Annotated in this window: 16 protein-coding genes; 11 read left to right on the top strand and 5 right to left on the bottom strand. The window is 60.0% G+C overall.

All coding sequences use genetic code 11. The features are described 5' to 3' along the window. Window positions 1-32 precede the first annotated feature (32 nt). From AB6K10_RS17735 to AB6K10_RS17720, 4 genes are all read left to right on the top strand, one after another. Complete coding sequence (locus AB6K10_RS17735; RefSeq protein ID WP_339119474.1) at window positions 33-2,144, top strand: methyl-accepting chemotaxis protein; 2,112 nt, start codon at window positions 33-35, stop codon at window positions 2,142-2,144. 126 nt (window positions 2,145-2,270) lie between these two features. After that, the gene (locus AB6K10_RS17730) at window positions 2,271-2,897 is read left to right on the top strand and encodes an SDR family oxidoreductase (RefSeq protein WP_339119473.1); all 627 of its coding nucleotides are present in this window, start codon (window positions 2,271-2,273) and stop codon (window positions 2,895-2,897) included. A gap of 172 nt (window positions 2,898-3,069) precedes the next feature. After that, a complete protein-coding gene (locus AB6K10_RS17725; protein ID WP_339119472.1) occupies window positions 3,070-3,639 on the top strand; it encodes a DJ-1/PfpI family protein in 570 nt (189 codons plus the stop codon). 91 nt (window positions 3,640-3,730) lie between these two features. Beyond that, window positions 3,731-4,099, top strand: a complete 369-nt coding sequence (locus tag AB6K10_RS17720; RefSeq protein WP_159342841.1) for a ribbon-helix-helix domain-containing protein — start codon at window positions 3,731-3,733, stop codon at window positions 4,097-4,099. 13 nt (window positions 4,100-4,112) lie between these two features. On the opposite strand, the gene AB6K10_RS17715 is transcribed toward AB6K10_RS17720, so the two are convergent. Then, the gene (locus AB6K10_RS17715) at window positions 4,113-4,877 is read right to left on the bottom strand and encodes a DUF1499 domain-containing protein (protein ID WP_339119471.1); all 765 of its coding nucleotides are present in this window, start codon (window positions 4,875-4,877) and stop codon (window positions 4,113-4,115) included. A 113-nt stretch (window positions 4,878-4,990) separates the two neighbouring features. Here AB6K10_RS17715 and AB6K10_RS17710 point away from each other — a divergent pair, with 113 nt between their 5' ends. Beyond that, window positions 4,991-5,338: a hypothetical protein gene (locus AB6K10_RS17710; protein ID WP_339119470.1), complete on the top strand. Its 348-nt coding sequence runs from the start codon at window positions 4,991-4,993 to the stop codon at window positions 5,336-5,338. Here the strand turns inward: AB6K10_RS17710 and AB6K10_RS17705 are convergent. Beyond that, complete coding sequence (locus tag AB6K10_RS17705; RefSeq protein ID WP_159342838.1) at window positions 5,335-5,547, bottom strand: DUF3820 family protein; 213 nt, start codon at window positions 5,545-5,547, stop codon at window positions 5,335-5,337. The genes AB6K10_RS17710 and AB6K10_RS17705 overlap by 4 nt on opposite strands. A 147-nt stretch (window positions 5,548-5,694) precedes the next feature. On the opposite strand from AB6K10_RS17705, the gene mqo reads away from it, so the two are divergent. After that, window positions 5,695-7,368, top strand: a complete 1,674-nt coding sequence (gene mqo / locus AB6K10_RS17700; protein ID WP_305946812.1) for a malate dehydrogenase (quinone) — start codon at window positions 5,695-5,697, stop codon at window positions 7,366-7,368. Window positions 7,369-7,432: 64 nt separating this feature from the next. Here the strand turns inward: mqo and AB6K10_RS17695 are convergent, their stop codons facing one another. Next, window positions 7,433-8,302, bottom strand: a complete 870-nt coding sequence (locus AB6K10_RS17695; RefSeq protein WP_253017985.1) for a LysR substrate-binding domain-containing protein — start codon at window positions 8,300-8,302, stop codon at window positions 7,433-7,435. Window positions 8,303-8,447: 145 nt separating this feature from the next. On the opposite strand from AB6K10_RS17695, the gene AB6K10_RS17690 reads away from it, so the two are divergent. Continuing rightward, the gene (locus AB6K10_RS17690; RefSeq protein WP_159342835.1) at window positions 8,448-8,873 is read left to right on the top strand and encodes a VOC family protein; all 426 of its coding nucleotides are present in this window, start codon (window positions 8,448-8,450) and stop codon (window positions 8,871-8,873) included. A 20-nt stretch (window positions 8,874-8,893) separates the two neighbouring features. On the opposite strand, the gene AB6K10_RS17685 is transcribed toward AB6K10_RS17690, so the two are convergent. Then, window positions 8,894-9,787, bottom strand: a complete 894-nt coding sequence (locus AB6K10_RS17685) for an AraC family transcriptional regulator (protein WP_339119469.1) — start codon at window positions 9,785-9,787, stop codon at window positions 8,894-8,896. 195 nt (window positions 9,788-9,982) lie between these two features. On the opposite strand from AB6K10_RS17685, the gene AB6K10_RS17680 reads away from it, so the two are divergent. Both AB6K10_RS17680 and AB6K10_RS17675 read left to right on the top strand, forming a co-directional pair. Further along, window positions 9,983-11,044, top strand: a complete 1,062-nt coding sequence (locus AB6K10_RS17680) for an NAD(P)-dependent alcohol dehydrogenase (protein WP_285263086.1) — start codon at window positions 9,983-9,985, stop codon at window positions 11,042-11,044. A 171-nt stretch (window positions 11,045-11,215) separates the two neighbouring features. Beyond that, complete coding sequence (locus AB6K10_RS17675) at window positions 11,216-12,865, top strand: methyl-accepting chemotaxis protein (RefSeq protein ID WP_285263087.1); 1,650 nt, start codon at window positions 11,216-11,218, stop codon at window positions 12,863-12,865. A 97-nt stretch (window positions 12,866-12,962) separates the two neighbouring features. Here AB6K10_RS17675 and AB6K10_RS17670 read toward each other — a convergent pair whose 3' ends face one another. Further along, window positions 12,963-13,730: a class I SAM-dependent methyltransferase gene (locus AB6K10_RS17670; RefSeq protein WP_285263088.1), complete on the bottom strand. Its 768-nt coding sequence runs from the start codon at window positions 13,728-13,730 to the stop codon at window positions 12,963-12,965. 178 nt (window positions 13,731-13,908) lie between these two features. Here AB6K10_RS17670 and AB6K10_RS17665 point away from each other — a divergent pair, with 178 nt between their 5' ends. Continuing rightward, window positions 13,909-14,838 carry a formate/nitrite transporter family protein gene (locus AB6K10_RS17665; protein WP_339119468.1) on the top strand — a complete coding sequence of 310 codons (930 nt, stop codon included), beginning with the start codon at window positions 13,909-13,911 and terminating at the stop codon, window positions 14,836-14,838. 36 nt (window positions 14,839-14,874) lie between these two features. Beyond that, the gene (nfsA, locus tag AB6K10_RS17660) at window positions 14,875-15,606 is read left to right on the top strand and encodes an oxygen-insensitive NADPH nitroreductase (protein ID WP_339119467.1); all 732 of its coding nucleotides are present in this window, start codon (window positions 14,875-14,877) and stop codon (window positions 15,604-15,606) included. Window positions 15,607-15,614: the final 8 nt, after the last annotated feature.

The raw sequence follows: 15,614 nt of genomic DNA, 5'->3' as shown, positions 1-15,614 counted from the left end.
ATGCATTATCTCTGACACAGCGAATACCCCTGATGAAAAAAACCATAAGTATCCGCGCGATGCTCATTAGCCTCTTTGCTGCCGCCGTGCTGGGTAGCATGGTGCTGGCAGGTACGGGTTGGATGACCAACCAGCGGCTGATCAACGTCCAGCACTTTGTGACCGATGAGGTGCTGCCGCTGCAAGACGCCAGCCGTAGCATGGTGTTGACCATGGGGGCCTTTGGGCAGCGCCATGCCGACCTGCTGGCGGTCGACAGCAACCAAGCGCTAGATGACGTGACGCCTCGTAGTGAGTTGGACGCGCGCTATCGCCAAGCGCGTACGGGGCTGGCGCGTATCGAGCAAACCGATGCCGCCGAACAGCTTGCCGCGCTGGACAACGAGTATGACGCATTGCTGGCCGGTGACGAGGCGCTGGAAAACGTGCGCCGTGATGCGCTGACTCTGCAAGCGCAGATGGACGAGCAGATCGTTCAGATGCAAGCGGCCATCACCAACGTCATGCGCAGTGCCGAAGACATTGCCGGACGTACTGCCTTGGCTCAAGTGCGTGAAGAGCGCCGCCAGCGGGAACTGATGGAAGCCTGGCGGGAGGAGGGCACCACGACGCTGCCTACCCAGCTGCTGGATAACATGTTTACCGCCCGAGTCGATATTGGTCGCCTGAGTGGCAATGCGCGCATGGCCGTTGCCACGCTGTCCGATTTAGGGCGGCAAATGATGCAGGTGGATAGCATCGATGCCCTGGTCAACCTGCGCAGCAACGAGATTTCCCAACAGGTGTCGCTGGCGCGCCAGTCCCTGGCGGCGATCGCCGAGGCGCCCAGCACCACCGTCGAGCAGCGCGCCCTGATCAGCGAACTCGATGAGGTTATCGTCGAGTTGAACGGCGTGATGGTGGAAGACGCCGATTCGGTCTATGCGCTGCGCCAGCAGCAGTTGGAGCTGGGGGCCCAAGTACAGGCCGCACTGACCAACGTGGCTGCCGCGACGACCGAAATGCGCGCAGCGCTTAGTGACATCGAAGCCTATACCGTTGCCCAGGCAGCCAGCGCCAGCGAAGAAGCCGAAACGCTGGCCAATGCAGGGCGTACGCTACTGATTTTGGTGACGGCAGGGGTCATCGGGGTGCTGGCCATCTTTGGCTGGCGCACGCTGGTACGTGTGCTTGGCCCGCTGGTGGCCATGCGTCGTCAAATGGAGAGCATTAGCGGTGCCGCCGGTGAAAACGCCGACCTCTCCATGCGGTTAGCGCTTCAGCGTAACGATGAGGTCGGCCAAGCCGCCCAGGCGTTCAACCGGATGATGGACACCTTCGAAGGCATGGTGTCGCAGATTCGTGAAAGCGCCGAGGCGATTGCCGCCAGCAGCCGCCAAATCGCTTCCGGCAATGAAAACCTGTCACAGCGCACGGACCAACAGGCGGCATCGCTGGCGGAGACGGCCTCCAGCCTCGAGCAGATTACCGCCACGGTCAAGCAGACCGCTGACTACGCCGATCAGGCCAAAGGCGCCAGCAGCAGTGTGGATGATCGGGCGCGCTCTGCAGGCGACGTGGCTAAACGCACCACGGCCGCCATGAGCGATATTCGTCAGGCGAGCGAGAAGATCACGTCCATCATCAAAGCCATCGACGACATCGCCTTCCAGACCAACCTGCTGGCGCTGAACGCCTCGGTAGAAGCGGCCCGTGCCGGTGAGCAGGGGCGCGGTTTTGCCGTGGTAGCACAGGAAGTACGCAAGCTGGCGGGGCGCAGCGCAGAAGAAGCAGCGCAGATTCGCCATCTAGTGGACGACAGCGTGCAAAAAGTGAGCGAAGGCGAGCAGTTGGTCAACGCGTCGAGCCATCACTTGCAGGACATCATCGACAGCCTCTCGGAGGTAACCCGCTACGTCACCGAAATTGCCGATGCCACAAAAGAGCAGTCGGCGGGTATCGATCAGATCAACCAAGCCATCTCCCAGTTGGATCAGGTGACGCATCAAAACGCGCGCTTGGTTCAAGATGCCTCCAGCGCTAGCCAAACGCTGGATGAGCGCGCGGGCGACATGCATACGCTGGTCAGCCGCTTTCACGTCAGTCCCAGCGCCGGACAACAGGCTGCGCTGCCTGCTCGTGAGGAGCACGCGCGCCTGACGTAAGCCGATGAGCGGGACCGACGTTCTTACCGCGGGCACCGAAAGGTGCCCGCGGTTTTTGCCTCTAGGGTTGAACTTTAGGCGTGCCGCCTACACTGATAAAGCAGACACGATAGACAAGGAGGCAAAATGAAGACCCTAGTGATTGGTGCCAATGGTCAGATCGGTAAACAGTTCTGCGCGTTAGCCCAAGAGGCTGGCACGCCCATCAAAGCCATGATTCGCCATGAAGAGCAGGCCGCCTGGTTCCAAGAGCGGGGCATTCAAACCGTCGTGGGCGACTTGGAAGGCGACATGGAACACGCCTTCGAAGGGTGCGATCAAGTCGTCTTTACCGCCGGTTCTGGCCCGCACACCGGGCCGGACAAAACGCTACTCATCGATCTGTTTGGCGCGATCCGTGCGGCGGATATCGCCAGCCAGCAGGGCCTGTCGCGTTACATCATGGTCAGCGCCATTCGGGCGGAAAAACCCTTGGAAGCCCCCGAAAAAATGCGCCCCTACATGGCCGCCAAATTCGCAGCCGATGCGCATCTGCGGCACAGCGACGTTTCCCATGTGATTTTGAAGCCCGGCCGTCTCACCGATGAGGCGCCGACGCACAAATTCGCCAACAGCGTCGAGGAAGCGGGAGACAACCAGATCTCCCGGGCCAACGTGGCTTATGCACTGCTTCGCGTGGTGCAGACCCCGAGTCTCATCAACCAGGAGATAACGCTGCTGGATGGGCAGCGGCCCATCGACGCGCTGCTGTAATCGATATCCATCCAGCTCAAGCCCGCTCGTTCGTAGCGGGCTTTTTTTATGATGAACGGGTGCCATTGGGCGTGTAGTAACGGCGTACTACCTATCCCACCTGATGGCTTGCTAGTCTGCCATGACACGCCCACCGCGTGCTCGACCGACGACAATCACAAGGAGAACGGAGATGAGCAGCAAACGCATTTTAATGATCACCGGCGACTTCACCGAAGATTACGAAACCATGGTGCCTTTCCAAGCGCTGATGGCGGTCGGGCATTGCGTCGATGCAGTCTGCCCGGGTAAGGCTTCGGGAGATACCGTGGCCACAGCCATTCACGACTTCGAAGGCGACCAAACGTATACCGAAAAGCCAGGCCACCGGTTTGCCCTCAATGCGGATTTCGCAAGCGTCGACCCGGCGGATTACGACGCCCTGGTCGTGCCCGGCGGTCGAGCGCCGGAGTACCTGCGGCTCAATCAAGACGTGCTCGCCATGGTGAAACACTTTTTCGATACCCAGAAACCGGTCGCGGCGATCTGCCACGGGGCTCAACTGCTGGCGGCAGCCAAGGTGCTGGAGGGCAAGCAGTGCTCGGCGTACCCCGCTTGCCAGCCCGAGGTCGAACTGGCCGGTGGTCGGTTCGCAGCGTTAGACGTCACCGAGGCGGTGACCGATGGCAACCTCGTCACGGCCCCCGCTTGGCCCGCCCACCCCGCTTGGCTGGCGCAGTTCATGGCGCTACTCGACAAATAGTGGCCTCGTCGTGAAGGTGCGCGCCTCTGCTGGGCGCGCACTCGCTCAGCCGCTATGCTGATCGGAGACGGTTGGTTTGGAGGAAGTGACCATGTGCAAACTGTTTATCGATGCGGACCCGGCACTGTGGCGCAGCGCCACGCACTCACTGCGTATCGATGGCATGGTGACCAGCGTGCGGATGGAGAACTATTTCTGGCAACTGCTGGAAGAGATTGCCCAGCGCGACGGAATGAACACCGCGCAGATGATCACCCGGCTGTACCATGAATCGATCGATGCCGGGCATGACCTGGGTAACTTCACCTCGTTCTTGCGGGTGTGTGCGCTGCGCTACCAGGCGCTACAGCTAAGTGGGGAGATTCCCGCCAGCGTGACAGTGCCCATTGGCGAGCTGGACGCCCAGCAGATTTTGGCCCGCGAACGTACGCGGCATGACCACCAAAAACGCGTTCACTAAGGTCGGCGCGGTGCTACTCCAACCGCTTGCGTAGTGCGTTCAAAAAGGTCTCGATGCGCAGCGCATTGGTGCCCACGTCGCTGGCACCCAGTCGCGATGCCGACCGCATGTCCACCTGAGTACGCTCGCCCTGTTCGGTCAGTCGAATCACCACGTCATCCTCAAAGCCAAACCAGCGCGTCACGGCAGTGGCTTCCAAACGGGTCGGGGTGATCTCGGCAATGTCCCAGCCGGCGGCATCTACTTCGGCTTGAACCGCGGCCAGCACGGTCGCGGCGGGAGCATTCACCACCAGGGGTTGTACGTTCGGGTAAGCGGTCCGCTGCTGCTCGGCGGTGTCATCGCCTGGATACGCCACCCCGTTAGGGGCCGCCTCGCGCTCATCACGTAGGGCAACGAATGGGGGCGGCTGCTGGGTATCGGTGGTGATGTCATGAATCACCGGCGCTTCTTGGGCGCGCTGCCACTGTTGCCATGGCATGTAAAGTAGGGCGGCCGTGGCAAGCAGAACGCCAATGGCCGCGATAGCCGTTCCCCCGCGCCGTAGGATGGCACTGAACAGCAGCACGAGTACGCTCAGCGCGACGGCGGCCGTCGCCGCATAAACGCCGTTTCGCAGTAGGTTGAAGGCCTCCCCTAAGGAGATCCACTGCCAGCGATAGGCGGGACCAGCGCCTGCCATGAGTAGTGCCGCTGCCAGCAGCGCCAGCACGCTCAACCAAACGATGACATGGAGCCAGCGGCGTCTGGCGGGCAGATGTGGGTGTTGTCTAACCATAAGCTCCCTCTTGGTGATTGCCACTCAATCGTCACGCATTGGCCACAGCATAGCCAGCGATGTGGTAGCGTGGCTATCTTTCTCTACCGCCGCTTAGAACGAGTAACTCCCTTATGCGCTCAGCCGATGTCGACGCTCTTGCCCGCCAAGTCCGTGCCCTTCTGATGCAAGCTCCCGCCAACGCGTTGCCGATGACCTATCAGCACGTTGCCAACGCGCTAGGGCTGACGCCCCCGCGCACCATTGCACGGGTGGCCCAAGCGCTCGAGCAGTTGATGGACGAGGACGTCGCCGCTGGGCGGCCCATGATCGCCGCGCTGGTCATCAGCCGTCGGGGTGACGACATACCGGCCACCGGCTTTTTCGAGAAAGCCGTCGCGCTAGGCCGGTTTCCGGACGACCCCGACCAGCATCGCCACCGTTACATGGAAGAGCGAGCGCAGGCGCTGCGCGCTCGTTAACGGTTGCGTAGCGGTGTGAGCAGGTCGCTCAGGCCGTTATGGTCGATCTCATGCATCAGTTGCAAGAGCTGTCCAATCTCGCCGTTGGGAAACCCCTCCCGGGCAAACCAGTTCAAATAAGGGCCCGGTAGATCGGCGATGAGCCAGCCTTCGTATTTGCCAAACGGCATCGTTCGCGTCACCAAGGTTTCCAGGTCTTCTGGCTTCATGCGTTAATTCCTTTCATTCTCATTTAAGATTTCTTTTATGTTCCCGTGAACAGGGTTATTTGTTAGACTTTCGTCGCAATTTTTATCCCCTCGACGCTGGGCACCCGCTGTTCCGGCACGTCATTTCTGTATCGTCAGGGACATGACATGCAAAAACGTTTAAGTCTGTTACTTTGTTCACCACTGTTAGCCCTTGCCGCCATGCCCGTTGCCGCCGATGAACCGGTCGACGTAGTGCTGATTGGCGGCGGTATCATGAGCGCGACCCTGGGCACTTACTTGCAAGAGTTAGAGCCTGAGTGGGACATTCATCTCTATGAGCGCCTGGATCAAGTCGCTCAAGAGAGTTCCAATGCTTGGAACAACGCCGGTAGCGGCCACTCTGCGTTCATGGAAATGAACTACACGCCGGATGCCAGTGGCCGTGTCGAGATCCAGCGCGCGATCAACGTCACCGAGCAGTTCGAGATCTCTCGTCAGTTCTGGGCGCATCAGGTCGAGAACGGCATTCTTGGTGAGCCCTCCTCATTTATCAATAGCGTGCCGCACATTGCCGTGGTGTGGGGCGATGAGGACGTCAATTTCCTGCGCGAGCGTTACGACGCCATGACGCAGAATCCGCTGTACGCGGGCATGGAGTACTCGGAAGATCGCGCTGAGCTGGCCGAGTGGATGCCGCTGGTCATGGACGGTCGTGAAAACGACGACCGCCCGGTGGCTGCCACGCGCATGCAGATGGGAACCGAAGTTAACTACGGGGCTCAGGCCCGTGAGATGGTCGAAGCGCTGACGCGCAGCGAGCATTTCACGCTGGGGTTGAACAGCGAAGTGCGCGACCTGACCCGCAACGACGATGACACTTGGCACGTCACCATTGCCAACTTGGAAAGCGGTGAAGAGAGCACCGTCGATGCGCGCTATGTGTTCATCGGCGCAGGCGGGGCTGCGCTTCCGCTGCTGCAGGCATCGGGGATTCCCGAGGCCGAGGCTTACGCGGGCTTCCCCGTTGGCGGCCAGTTCCTCTACACCACCAACCCGGACGTGGTGTCGCAGCACGACGTGAAAGCGTACGGTAAAGCGGGGGAAGGGTCGCCGCCCATGTCCGTTCCGCACCTGGACCTGCGCTACTTGGATGGTGAACCAGCGCTGTTCTTCGGCCCCTTCGCCACGTTCTCCAGCAAGTTCTTGAAAGAGGGCTCTTGGACGGACTTGTTTGGCTCCATGACGCTGGACAACACCTGGCCCATGGTGGAAGTCGGTCTGGATAACTTCAATCTGGTGAGCTACCTCGTGGGCCAGGTACTGATGTCTGACGATGACCGCTTCGAAGCGCTGCAAGCCTACTACCCCAACGCTAACCGCGACGACTGGGAACTGTGGACGGCGGGTCAGCGCGTACAGATCATCAAGAACGATCCCGAGCGTGGCGGCGTGCTGCAATTCGGTACGGAAGTCGTGACGTCGCAAGACGGCACCATGTCTGCGCTGCTAGGCGCTTCGCCGGGTGCTTCGACTGCGCCGTCGATCATGCTTGGCCTGCTGGATCGCGTATTCCCGACTCACGTGGCAAGCGACGAGTGGCAGGCCACGCTGACCGAGATCATTCCTTCCTACGGCCAAAAGCTGGCAGAGAACCCTGAGCTGTTGAGCGAGGTGCGCGCTTACACGGCACGGACGCTCGCGCTAGACGAGCCCATGAATCTGTCCAACGAGGCCGACGCCGCAGACGAATCCAACCAAGCCGCTGACGAGGCATCGCAAGAAGAGCCGAGCGCTACAGAAGACAGCGCTACGGAAGACGAGAACACCACCGAGGCCTAGGCCACGTGCAGGATGGGCTCATTTGCGCCAGCCTTCGGGCTGGCGTTTTAGTGTGCAGCAGCGGTTACTTGGTGGCTACTTGCGTCAGCAGGGCGGCCAGGGCCTGGGCCGGTTCGCTGAGCTGACCGCTGGCGCGGTGAACGATACCGATATCGCGATGGAAGGTGTGCTCGTTCAAGTCGATGGCCCGCACGCCAGTGGGCCAGCGCTGGAGAGCGCTTGGTTGCGGTGCCAGCGCGACGCCCACGCCGTTGGCCACTAGCTGTACGATGGCGTCGAGCTCGTCGACTTCACACACATCATGTACTTGGCAGTGATTGTCTCTCAGAAAGCGGTCGACCTGGCGCCCGCCAAACGAGGCGCGGTCATAGCGCACGAACGGCTGGCTGGAGAGTAACTCACGCCAATCGTTACCGGCCATTTGGCGGGGCACCAGTAACCGAAACGGCTCATGGGCAAGAGGCTGCCAGCGTAGGTCGCTGTGTAGCGAAAAAGGTGGACGAATGATCACCGCCATATCCAGTTCTCCCGCATCCACCTGATTCATCAGCGCCAGTGACAGTCCCGGCACCACGCGGGAGCGGCATTCGGGAAATTGGCGATGAAAGCGCGCCAATACGCTTGGTAGCAGCGAGCGCTGAATGGAGGCTATCGCCCCCAAGGTAACGCGGGTAGCGGCCTCTTGCCCAGCGGAGGAGGCGCCTAAGGTGCCGTACAGGGCCAGCAGTGCCTGGGCTTGTTGTAGCGTTTCGTGTCCGCGCTGGGTGAGAACCGCTGCCCGCCCGCTGCGTTCGAACAGCGCCACGCCAAGCTCGGCCTCCAAGCGCTTCATCTGCGCGCTGACGGCGGCTTGGGTCAAGCCGATACGTTGGCCCGCTGCCGCAAAGGTGCCGTGCTGGGCAACGGCGATGAGCGTCCTGAGTTCGCGGATCATGGTCTATGTATTCATCAATAAAAGTTGTGAATAGATCAAAAAACAATTGATTTTATTTTTACATGTCGCCTTTTAGGATAGTGACACGGGCCTAGCGCAGCGCGCTAGCCATCTACCAACAAAAGCACCCTATCAGGAGACACCCATGAGCCTTTCCCCTTTCCACTTAGCGATTCCGGTGTACGACGTTGCCTTGGCGCGTACTTTTTACAATGACGTGTTTGGTCTGGAAGAGGGTCGCTCCAGCGATCACTGGGTCGACTTCAACTTCTTCGGCCATCAGCTCGTCATTCATGAGCACCCCAAAACGCCGGGTCAGGAGAGCGCCCATACCAACCCGGTAGATGGTCATAACGTGCCGGTGCCGCACTTTGGGGTGATTTTGGAGTGGGACGAGTGGGAAGCGCTGGCCGAGCGGTTGAAAGCGCGTGGCACTGACTTCGTCATCGAGCCTTACATTCGCTTCAAAGGCGAAGTGGGCGAGCAGGCCACCATGTTCCTGCTCGACCCCTGCGGTAACGCGCTGGAGTTCAAGGCCTTCAAAGACAAGCGCCAAATCTTCGCTAAATAAGCGTCGAACGCCCGTGCGCCTCACGCGCGCAGCGCCTGCTCCTGGCGGCGATGCTGGAGGGGCGACTCACCAAAATAGCGTTTATAGTCGCGGCTGAACTGCGGCACGCTGCGGTAACCCACCGCCAGTGCCGCTTGATTCACGTTGTGGCTATCCTGCAAGAGGAGCTGCTGCGCTTTGATCAAGCGCAGCCGTTTGAGGTACTGGGCAGGCGAGGCGCGGGTAATTTGCTTGAAGTGCTGGTGAAACGTCGACACGCTCATGTTCGCTTGCTGCGCGAGCTGCTCTACTGAAAAATCGTCAGCAAAGTGGCTGTGGAGCTGCGAGAGCACTTGCACGATACGTGAGTAGTTGCCGTGCCCCTGTACCAGCGCGCGCAAGGCAGGCCCTTGTTCGCCCTTGAGCGCCTCGAATACCACGTCGCGTATGCGGGCATCGCCCATGGTGCTGCACTCCACCGCATCGTGCAGGGTGCGCGCCAAGCGTAAGACGGCCGCCTGCATCCCCTCGTTCATTGCCACCGAGGCCATCGGCAGGGGCGTGATGTCCGGCTGGTAACGGTCGCCCATGGCGGTGACCATTTCACTGAGCAGTGCCGGGTCGAGTTTGACCGAAATGCCCAGCAGCGGCGCCTCCGGAGAGCCGTGGGTCTCGCACTCGAATGGCAGAGGAAGCGTTTGAACCAGGTAGTGCCCAGGGTTGTAGTGAATCTCTCGGTCGCCTAGATAGCCTACTTTACGCCCCTGGGCGATGATGATGAGACTCGGTTCATACATTAGCGGCGTGCGTACCTGGTGTCGGCCTAGGCAGAGCAGGCTGACGCGGTTCAGGCGGGAGGGGCTGGGTCCATCGCTCTTTACGAGCGGAGTGATGAGGTCGGCAAGGGCATTGCCGACACGGGCGGTGCTGGCCATGGACTCTCCTTACGCTTTGCAATCGTTGGGTTGCGAGAATTATGACGTTTTTCTGACTTATTTTGTTATTTTATTGCACCTTATTAGAGAAATAAGCAAAAAAAACGTAGCTTCGTTCATCGCTATCTCCCCTTAGGCGGCCAATAATGGAAGCACCTTTCCGCACCTGCGGGATGTATTTAAAAAGGAGTTTTCATGAGCCAAGCAAAATCTTACGCCGCGTTTTCCGCTGACAAGCCCCTCGCGCCGTTTACCTTTGATCGTCGTGAGCCGCGTCCCGACGATGTTGCCATTGAAATCCTTTACTGCGGCGTATGCCACAGCGACCTGCACTTTGCCCGTAACGACTGGGGCATGAGCCAGTACCCGGTCGTGCCGGGCCACGAAATCGTGGGCCGTGTCACGGCCGTGGGCAGCGACGTGACCCGTTTCAAAGCCGGTGACCTGGTCGGCGTGGGTTGCATGGTCGATTCCTGCCGCACCTGCTCTGCCTGTCAAGATGGCGTAGAGCAGTACTGCCTGGAAGGGTTCACCATGACCTACGGCAGCCCGGACCGCCAGGACGGTACCCTGACTCAGGGCGGCTACTCCGACTCCATCGTGGTCAGCGAGCACTTCGTTCTGCAGATGCCTGACGGTATCGATCTGGCCTCCGCTGCGCCCATCCTGTGTGCCGGTATCACCACCTACTCGCCGCTGAAGCATCACGGCGTGGGCAAAGGCCACAAGGTCGGCGTGATCGGCATGGGCGGTCTGGGCCACATGGGCGTCAAACTGGCCAAGGCGCTGGGTGCCGAAGTGACCGTATTCACGCGCTCCGATGCCAAAGTCGAAGAAGCCAAGCGCAACGGTGCCGACCACGTGGTGGTCTCCAGCGACCAAGCACAAATGGATGCCGTGGCCGAAACCTTCGACTTCATGCTCGATACCGTGCCGGTTCAGCACGACTTGAACCCCTACTTGGCGTCGCTGAAGTATGACGGTACGCACATTCTGGTCGGCCTGCTAGAGCCCATCGAACCAGCCATCGAAGCGTTCAACCTCGTGTTCAAGCGTCGCGTCGTGGCAGGCTCTTTGATCGGCGGCATTGCGGAAACCGAGGAGCTACTCAAGCTGTGCGCCGAGCAGAACATCACCTGCGATATCGAAATGCTCGATATCAACAAGATCAACGAAGGCTTCGAGCGCATGGAGAAAGGTGACGTGCGCTATCGTTTCGTGATCGACATGGCGACTCTAAAAGAGACCGCTGCCTAAGCCATCGAGCATCGGCAAGCCCACCCCCTCAAGGCGGTGGGCTTTTTTGTTTTGTCGTTATGTAAAATTTATTGGTATACAAAGGTCGTAGTGGCGTCATATTTCTGCTCGTCTTGCTTTACCCTCCTGACAGGTGGGGTAACAACTAATAAAGCAGAAGGGAACGCAGCGATGAAACAACTCTCCATCAAGTGGAGCCTGACGGCTGCCTTGGCACTGCTCGTAGTGATGATCGGCTTGATCAGCGCGTTGGGGTTTTACACCAATACCACCAGCGATCGAGCACTCAGCGAGATCAATAACATCAACGTGCGACTCGCCAACTTGGCGAACCGCACCCAAGTGAATGCGCTTAGGGCGCAAACCTTCCTCGACCGCTCGGCCAGTTTCAGTACCCAGGGCAATCCGGATAAAGGGCAGGAGAGCCTGGCCATGGCGGCAGACGCCGTAACGGCAGCGCAAAGCCGCTTTGACGAGTTCTCGGCGATTCCCGTAACACCGGAAAGCGAGCTGGCCCAGCGGCGTGACAACGTGATCGCGGCCTATCACGCCTTTGTGACTGACGGCATCGTGCCGTTATTGGATGCCGCGCCGTTTCAAATTCAGCGCCAACAGGAAGCGTTGGGCGAGCTGGGGGCTAACCTGGATACCGCGATGGGCGAGTTCGTGGCCTACACCGAGGCACGCGGCCAGCAAGTCATGGGCCAGGTGGAGCGCTTGGCGACGATTGGCGGTGCGGTAGCGGTTGGTCTGCTGCTGTTTTCCCTGCTGGCGGCGGTCGTCATTCGTATGGCGATGATGCGTGGCGTGGTGACCCCGCTCCAGCAGGCGCTGGGGCATTTTGACCGCATTGCCAACGGTGATTTGACCGGGCGTATCGAAGACCGTGGCCGTAACGAAATTGGTCAGCTCTTCATCGGTTTAGCGACCATGCAAGAGAAGCTGAAGACGCTGGTGATGTCGCTGCGTAGCAGCAGTGAACACGTCTACAGCGGCGCCAGCGATATCTCGTCGGGCAGTCAAGACCTCTCTTCACGTACCGAGCAGCAGGCCTCGGCGCTGCAACAAACGGCCTCCAGCATGGAGCAAATGGCCACCACGGTGAGCAAAAATGCCGAAATAGCCCAGGAGGCCGACCAGCTCTCGGTCGCGGCCTCCCAATCTGCCGAGGCGAGCGGCGAAGAGGTCGAGCGTACTGTCCAGCTCATGCGCGAGATCGCCGCCAGCGCCGATCGGGTCAACGATATCATCGGTGTGATCGACTCGATTGCCTTCCAAACCAACATTCTGGCGCTCAACGCCTCGGTAGAGGCGGCGCGGGCAGGCGAGCAGGGGCGTGGCTTTGCGGTGGTGGCGAGCGAAGTGCGCTCGCTGGCGACCCGCAGTGCGGAGTCGGCCAAAGAGATTCGGGGGCTGATCGAACAAACCACCACCCAAATCAACAGCGGCGCCACGCAGGCCGAACGGAGCGGCGAGACGCTGAGCCAGACCGTCGACGCCATTCGTCAGGTCACCACGCTGATGGGGGAGATCTCCACGGCTACCCGAGAGCAAAACAGCGGCATCGAACAGATCAACGCCGCACTGACGGAAATGGACTCGGTGACCCAGCAAAACGCTGCGCTGGTGCAGCAAACCAGCTCGGCGGCAAGCGCGCTGGAAGGGCAAGCCAGCCAGCTTGCGACGCTCATGGCGACGTTCCGGCTAGCCGAAGGGAGCCAGCCGCCTGCGGCTAGTGCCCCGTTGGTGGAGCAGCGCCCGGCGGCCAAGCCTGCTGCGCAGTCGACGGTGTCGAGCAGCGACGACTGGGATGAGTTCTAGCCAGCGGCCCTATCTGTCTATCTTTCTCATCCGTACATCCCTCTCAGGGCGGCTATCGAGCCGCCCTGTTTTTTTGGAGCGATAAGAGGAAACGCGTTTAAACGTGGGCGACGACGCGGATGCGCACGTAGTCTGCCGTCCAGTTACCGTGGCCGTCGCTCAGGCTGTGGGCCAGCAGGTTGAGGGTGTTATCGAAAATGGCATCTTTCAGGTCCTCTTCCAGGCCGTGGAAGAAAGGACTGGCAAAGGTATCCAGCCAGCTCGCCATGCCCGTCGGCAGCGGCGTAGGGCGGGGAATGAGCTCGACGCTATCGACCCGAAAACCGACCGTTTGCAGCAGGTTGGTGTACTCCTGGGTAGTGGGGAAGTACCACGGGTGACGGCCCTTCGAGCTGATACCGCGGAACTGGAGCGAGGCAATCAGCGCGGTGCAGATAGCCGCCACGTTGCCATGGCCACCAAACTCTGCCACGAAACGCCCACCGGGCTTCAAGGCGCGTTTTATGCCCGCCAGTACGGCTTGCGGGTCGAGCATCCAGTGCAGCGCCGCGTTGCTGAAGACCGCGTCGAATTCGTGGTCGAAGGGCAGCTGATGCCCGTCGATCACGCGCGCCGTTACGCCGCGCTGTTGGGCGGCGGCAACCATCTCTGCTGAGGCATCGATTCCTACGACGTCCGCGCCAAGCTGCATGATGCGTTCGGTGAGGGCACCGTCGCCGCAGCCCACGTCCAAAATGCGCTGCCCTGGTTGGGGCGAAAGCAGGCGGAGGACCTCCGTACCTAGATCGGGAACAAAGCTGGCGTGCTCCGCATACCGACCGGCGTTCCATGCCTGGCCGGGCGGTGTGTGAGAGGCGTTAGACATATCGGCTTCCTAGCAACGTGATGAGGCCTGAGGGTTAGAAATAGTATAGCGAGCGTTGTCTTTCTCGCGTGCAACATCGCGTAAAAATTCTTTATCCACCGTACGTTAACCCCCTTGAGTGGCTACCCAATCTTAGACAATAGCGTTACGCTGAAAACTCACTAGGGAGAGAGCCAGCATGAACCAACAGTACCAAGCGGATGACAATTTTGAAGGGGGGGATCAGCGTCGTGAGGAGCACGGCCAGCATGAGCCAACTTCCCAGGCGTCGGGTAATCAGCAGGAAGCGCGAGAGGCGAACTTGCCCTCCAGAGCTGCCGTGGTGCATCAGCATTTACGCTTAGAGGGGCAAAAGGAGCTCTCGCGAGACTCCATGGCGCTGCTATGGTCGGCCATTGCGGCGGGTATCTCGATGAGTTTCTCCATGGTGGCGCGCGGCGTCATGCATGCCCATCTGCCGCAAACCGACATTGGTTTTTTAGTCGAGTGCCTAGGCTATACCGTGGGCTTCATTGCCGTCATTTTGGCCCGCCAACAGCTCTTTACCGAAAACACGGTCACGGCCGTGCTGCCCGTCATGAGCCGCCCAACGTTGCCGAACCTTGGAGCACTGGGCAGGTTATGGGGCGTGGTACTGGTAGGCAACCTGATGGGGGCCGCGCTCTCTTCCTTTACCTTCCTGCACATGCCGATGTTCGACGAGGCAACGCACCAAGCGTTCATCGCCCTTGGGGAGCACATGATGGCGAATACGCCCATGGAAATGTTCTCTAAAGGGATTCTCGCTGGCTGGATGATTGCGACCCTGGTGTGGCTGATTCCCGCCGCCGACCAGGCCAAGGTGTGGATCATCATCATCGTGACCTACGTCATGGCGATTGGAGAGTTCACTCACATCATCGTCGGCACCAGCGAAGCGCTGTATTTGGTGTTCGATGGCCATATTTCCTGGTATGACGCGGTGGTGGGTTTTGCACTGCCGACGCTGGCCGGTAACGTCATTGGCGGCACCTTCATTTTCGCGCTGATCAGCCATGCACAGATTCGTGGCGACGTCGAGGCGCAGCGGGAGTGTAAGCAGGGCCTGTTCAACCGCCGTAAACACTAACCCGCCCAATGGACAACCACCCAAGAGGTACGTGATATGAACGATGTGATCAAGCTACTCAATGCCCACCGGTCGATTCGTAAATTCACCGATCAAGCGATTCCCCAGGGGCTACTGCGTGAACTGATTCAAGCGGGCCAAGCGGCAGCGACATCGAGCCATGTGCAGGCGTACACGGTGATTCATGTCAAAGATACCGCCAATCGCGAAGCGATTGCCGAGCTGGCCGGTGGCCAAGGTTACGTGGCTAGCAGCGCGGCGTTTTTGGTCTTCTGTGCCGACATGAAGCGCCCCACCGACTCCTCTGAGCGTACCGGCGCCAACGTCGAGCGCGGCATGACCGAACAGCTACTGGTCGCCACCGTGGATACGGCGCTCATGGCGCAAAACGTGGCGGTCGCCGCCGAATCAGAAGGCCTGGGTATTTGCTACATCGGCGGTATTCGCAATGACCCGGACGCCGTCAGTGAGCTGCTGCGTCTGCCAGCCCATGTCTACCCGGTGTTCGGCATGTGTCTGGGCTACCCAGCGCATCAGCCGGAAGTGAAGCCGCGCCTGCCCGTTGAAGCGATTCTGAAAGAGGACTACTACACTGATGATAGCGATCATGTGGCCGCCTTTGACGACACCATGCAGGCGTACTATCAGTCTCGGAGTAGCGGCAATAAAAACAGTGATTGGTCGCACAACCTAACCCCTCTGTTCGATAGCAAGCTGCGCCCCCATATGCGTGACTTCTTGGTGAAACGCGGCTTTACCATGAAATAAGGAGTCCT

The organism is Halomonas sp. BMC6 (assembly GCF_964204995.1).
Taxonomy (GTDB): domain Bacteria; phylum Pseudomonadota; class Gammaproteobacteria; order Pseudomonadales; family Halomonadaceae; genus Vreelandella.
This window is presented reverse-complemented; position numbering and strand designations above follow the sequence as displayed.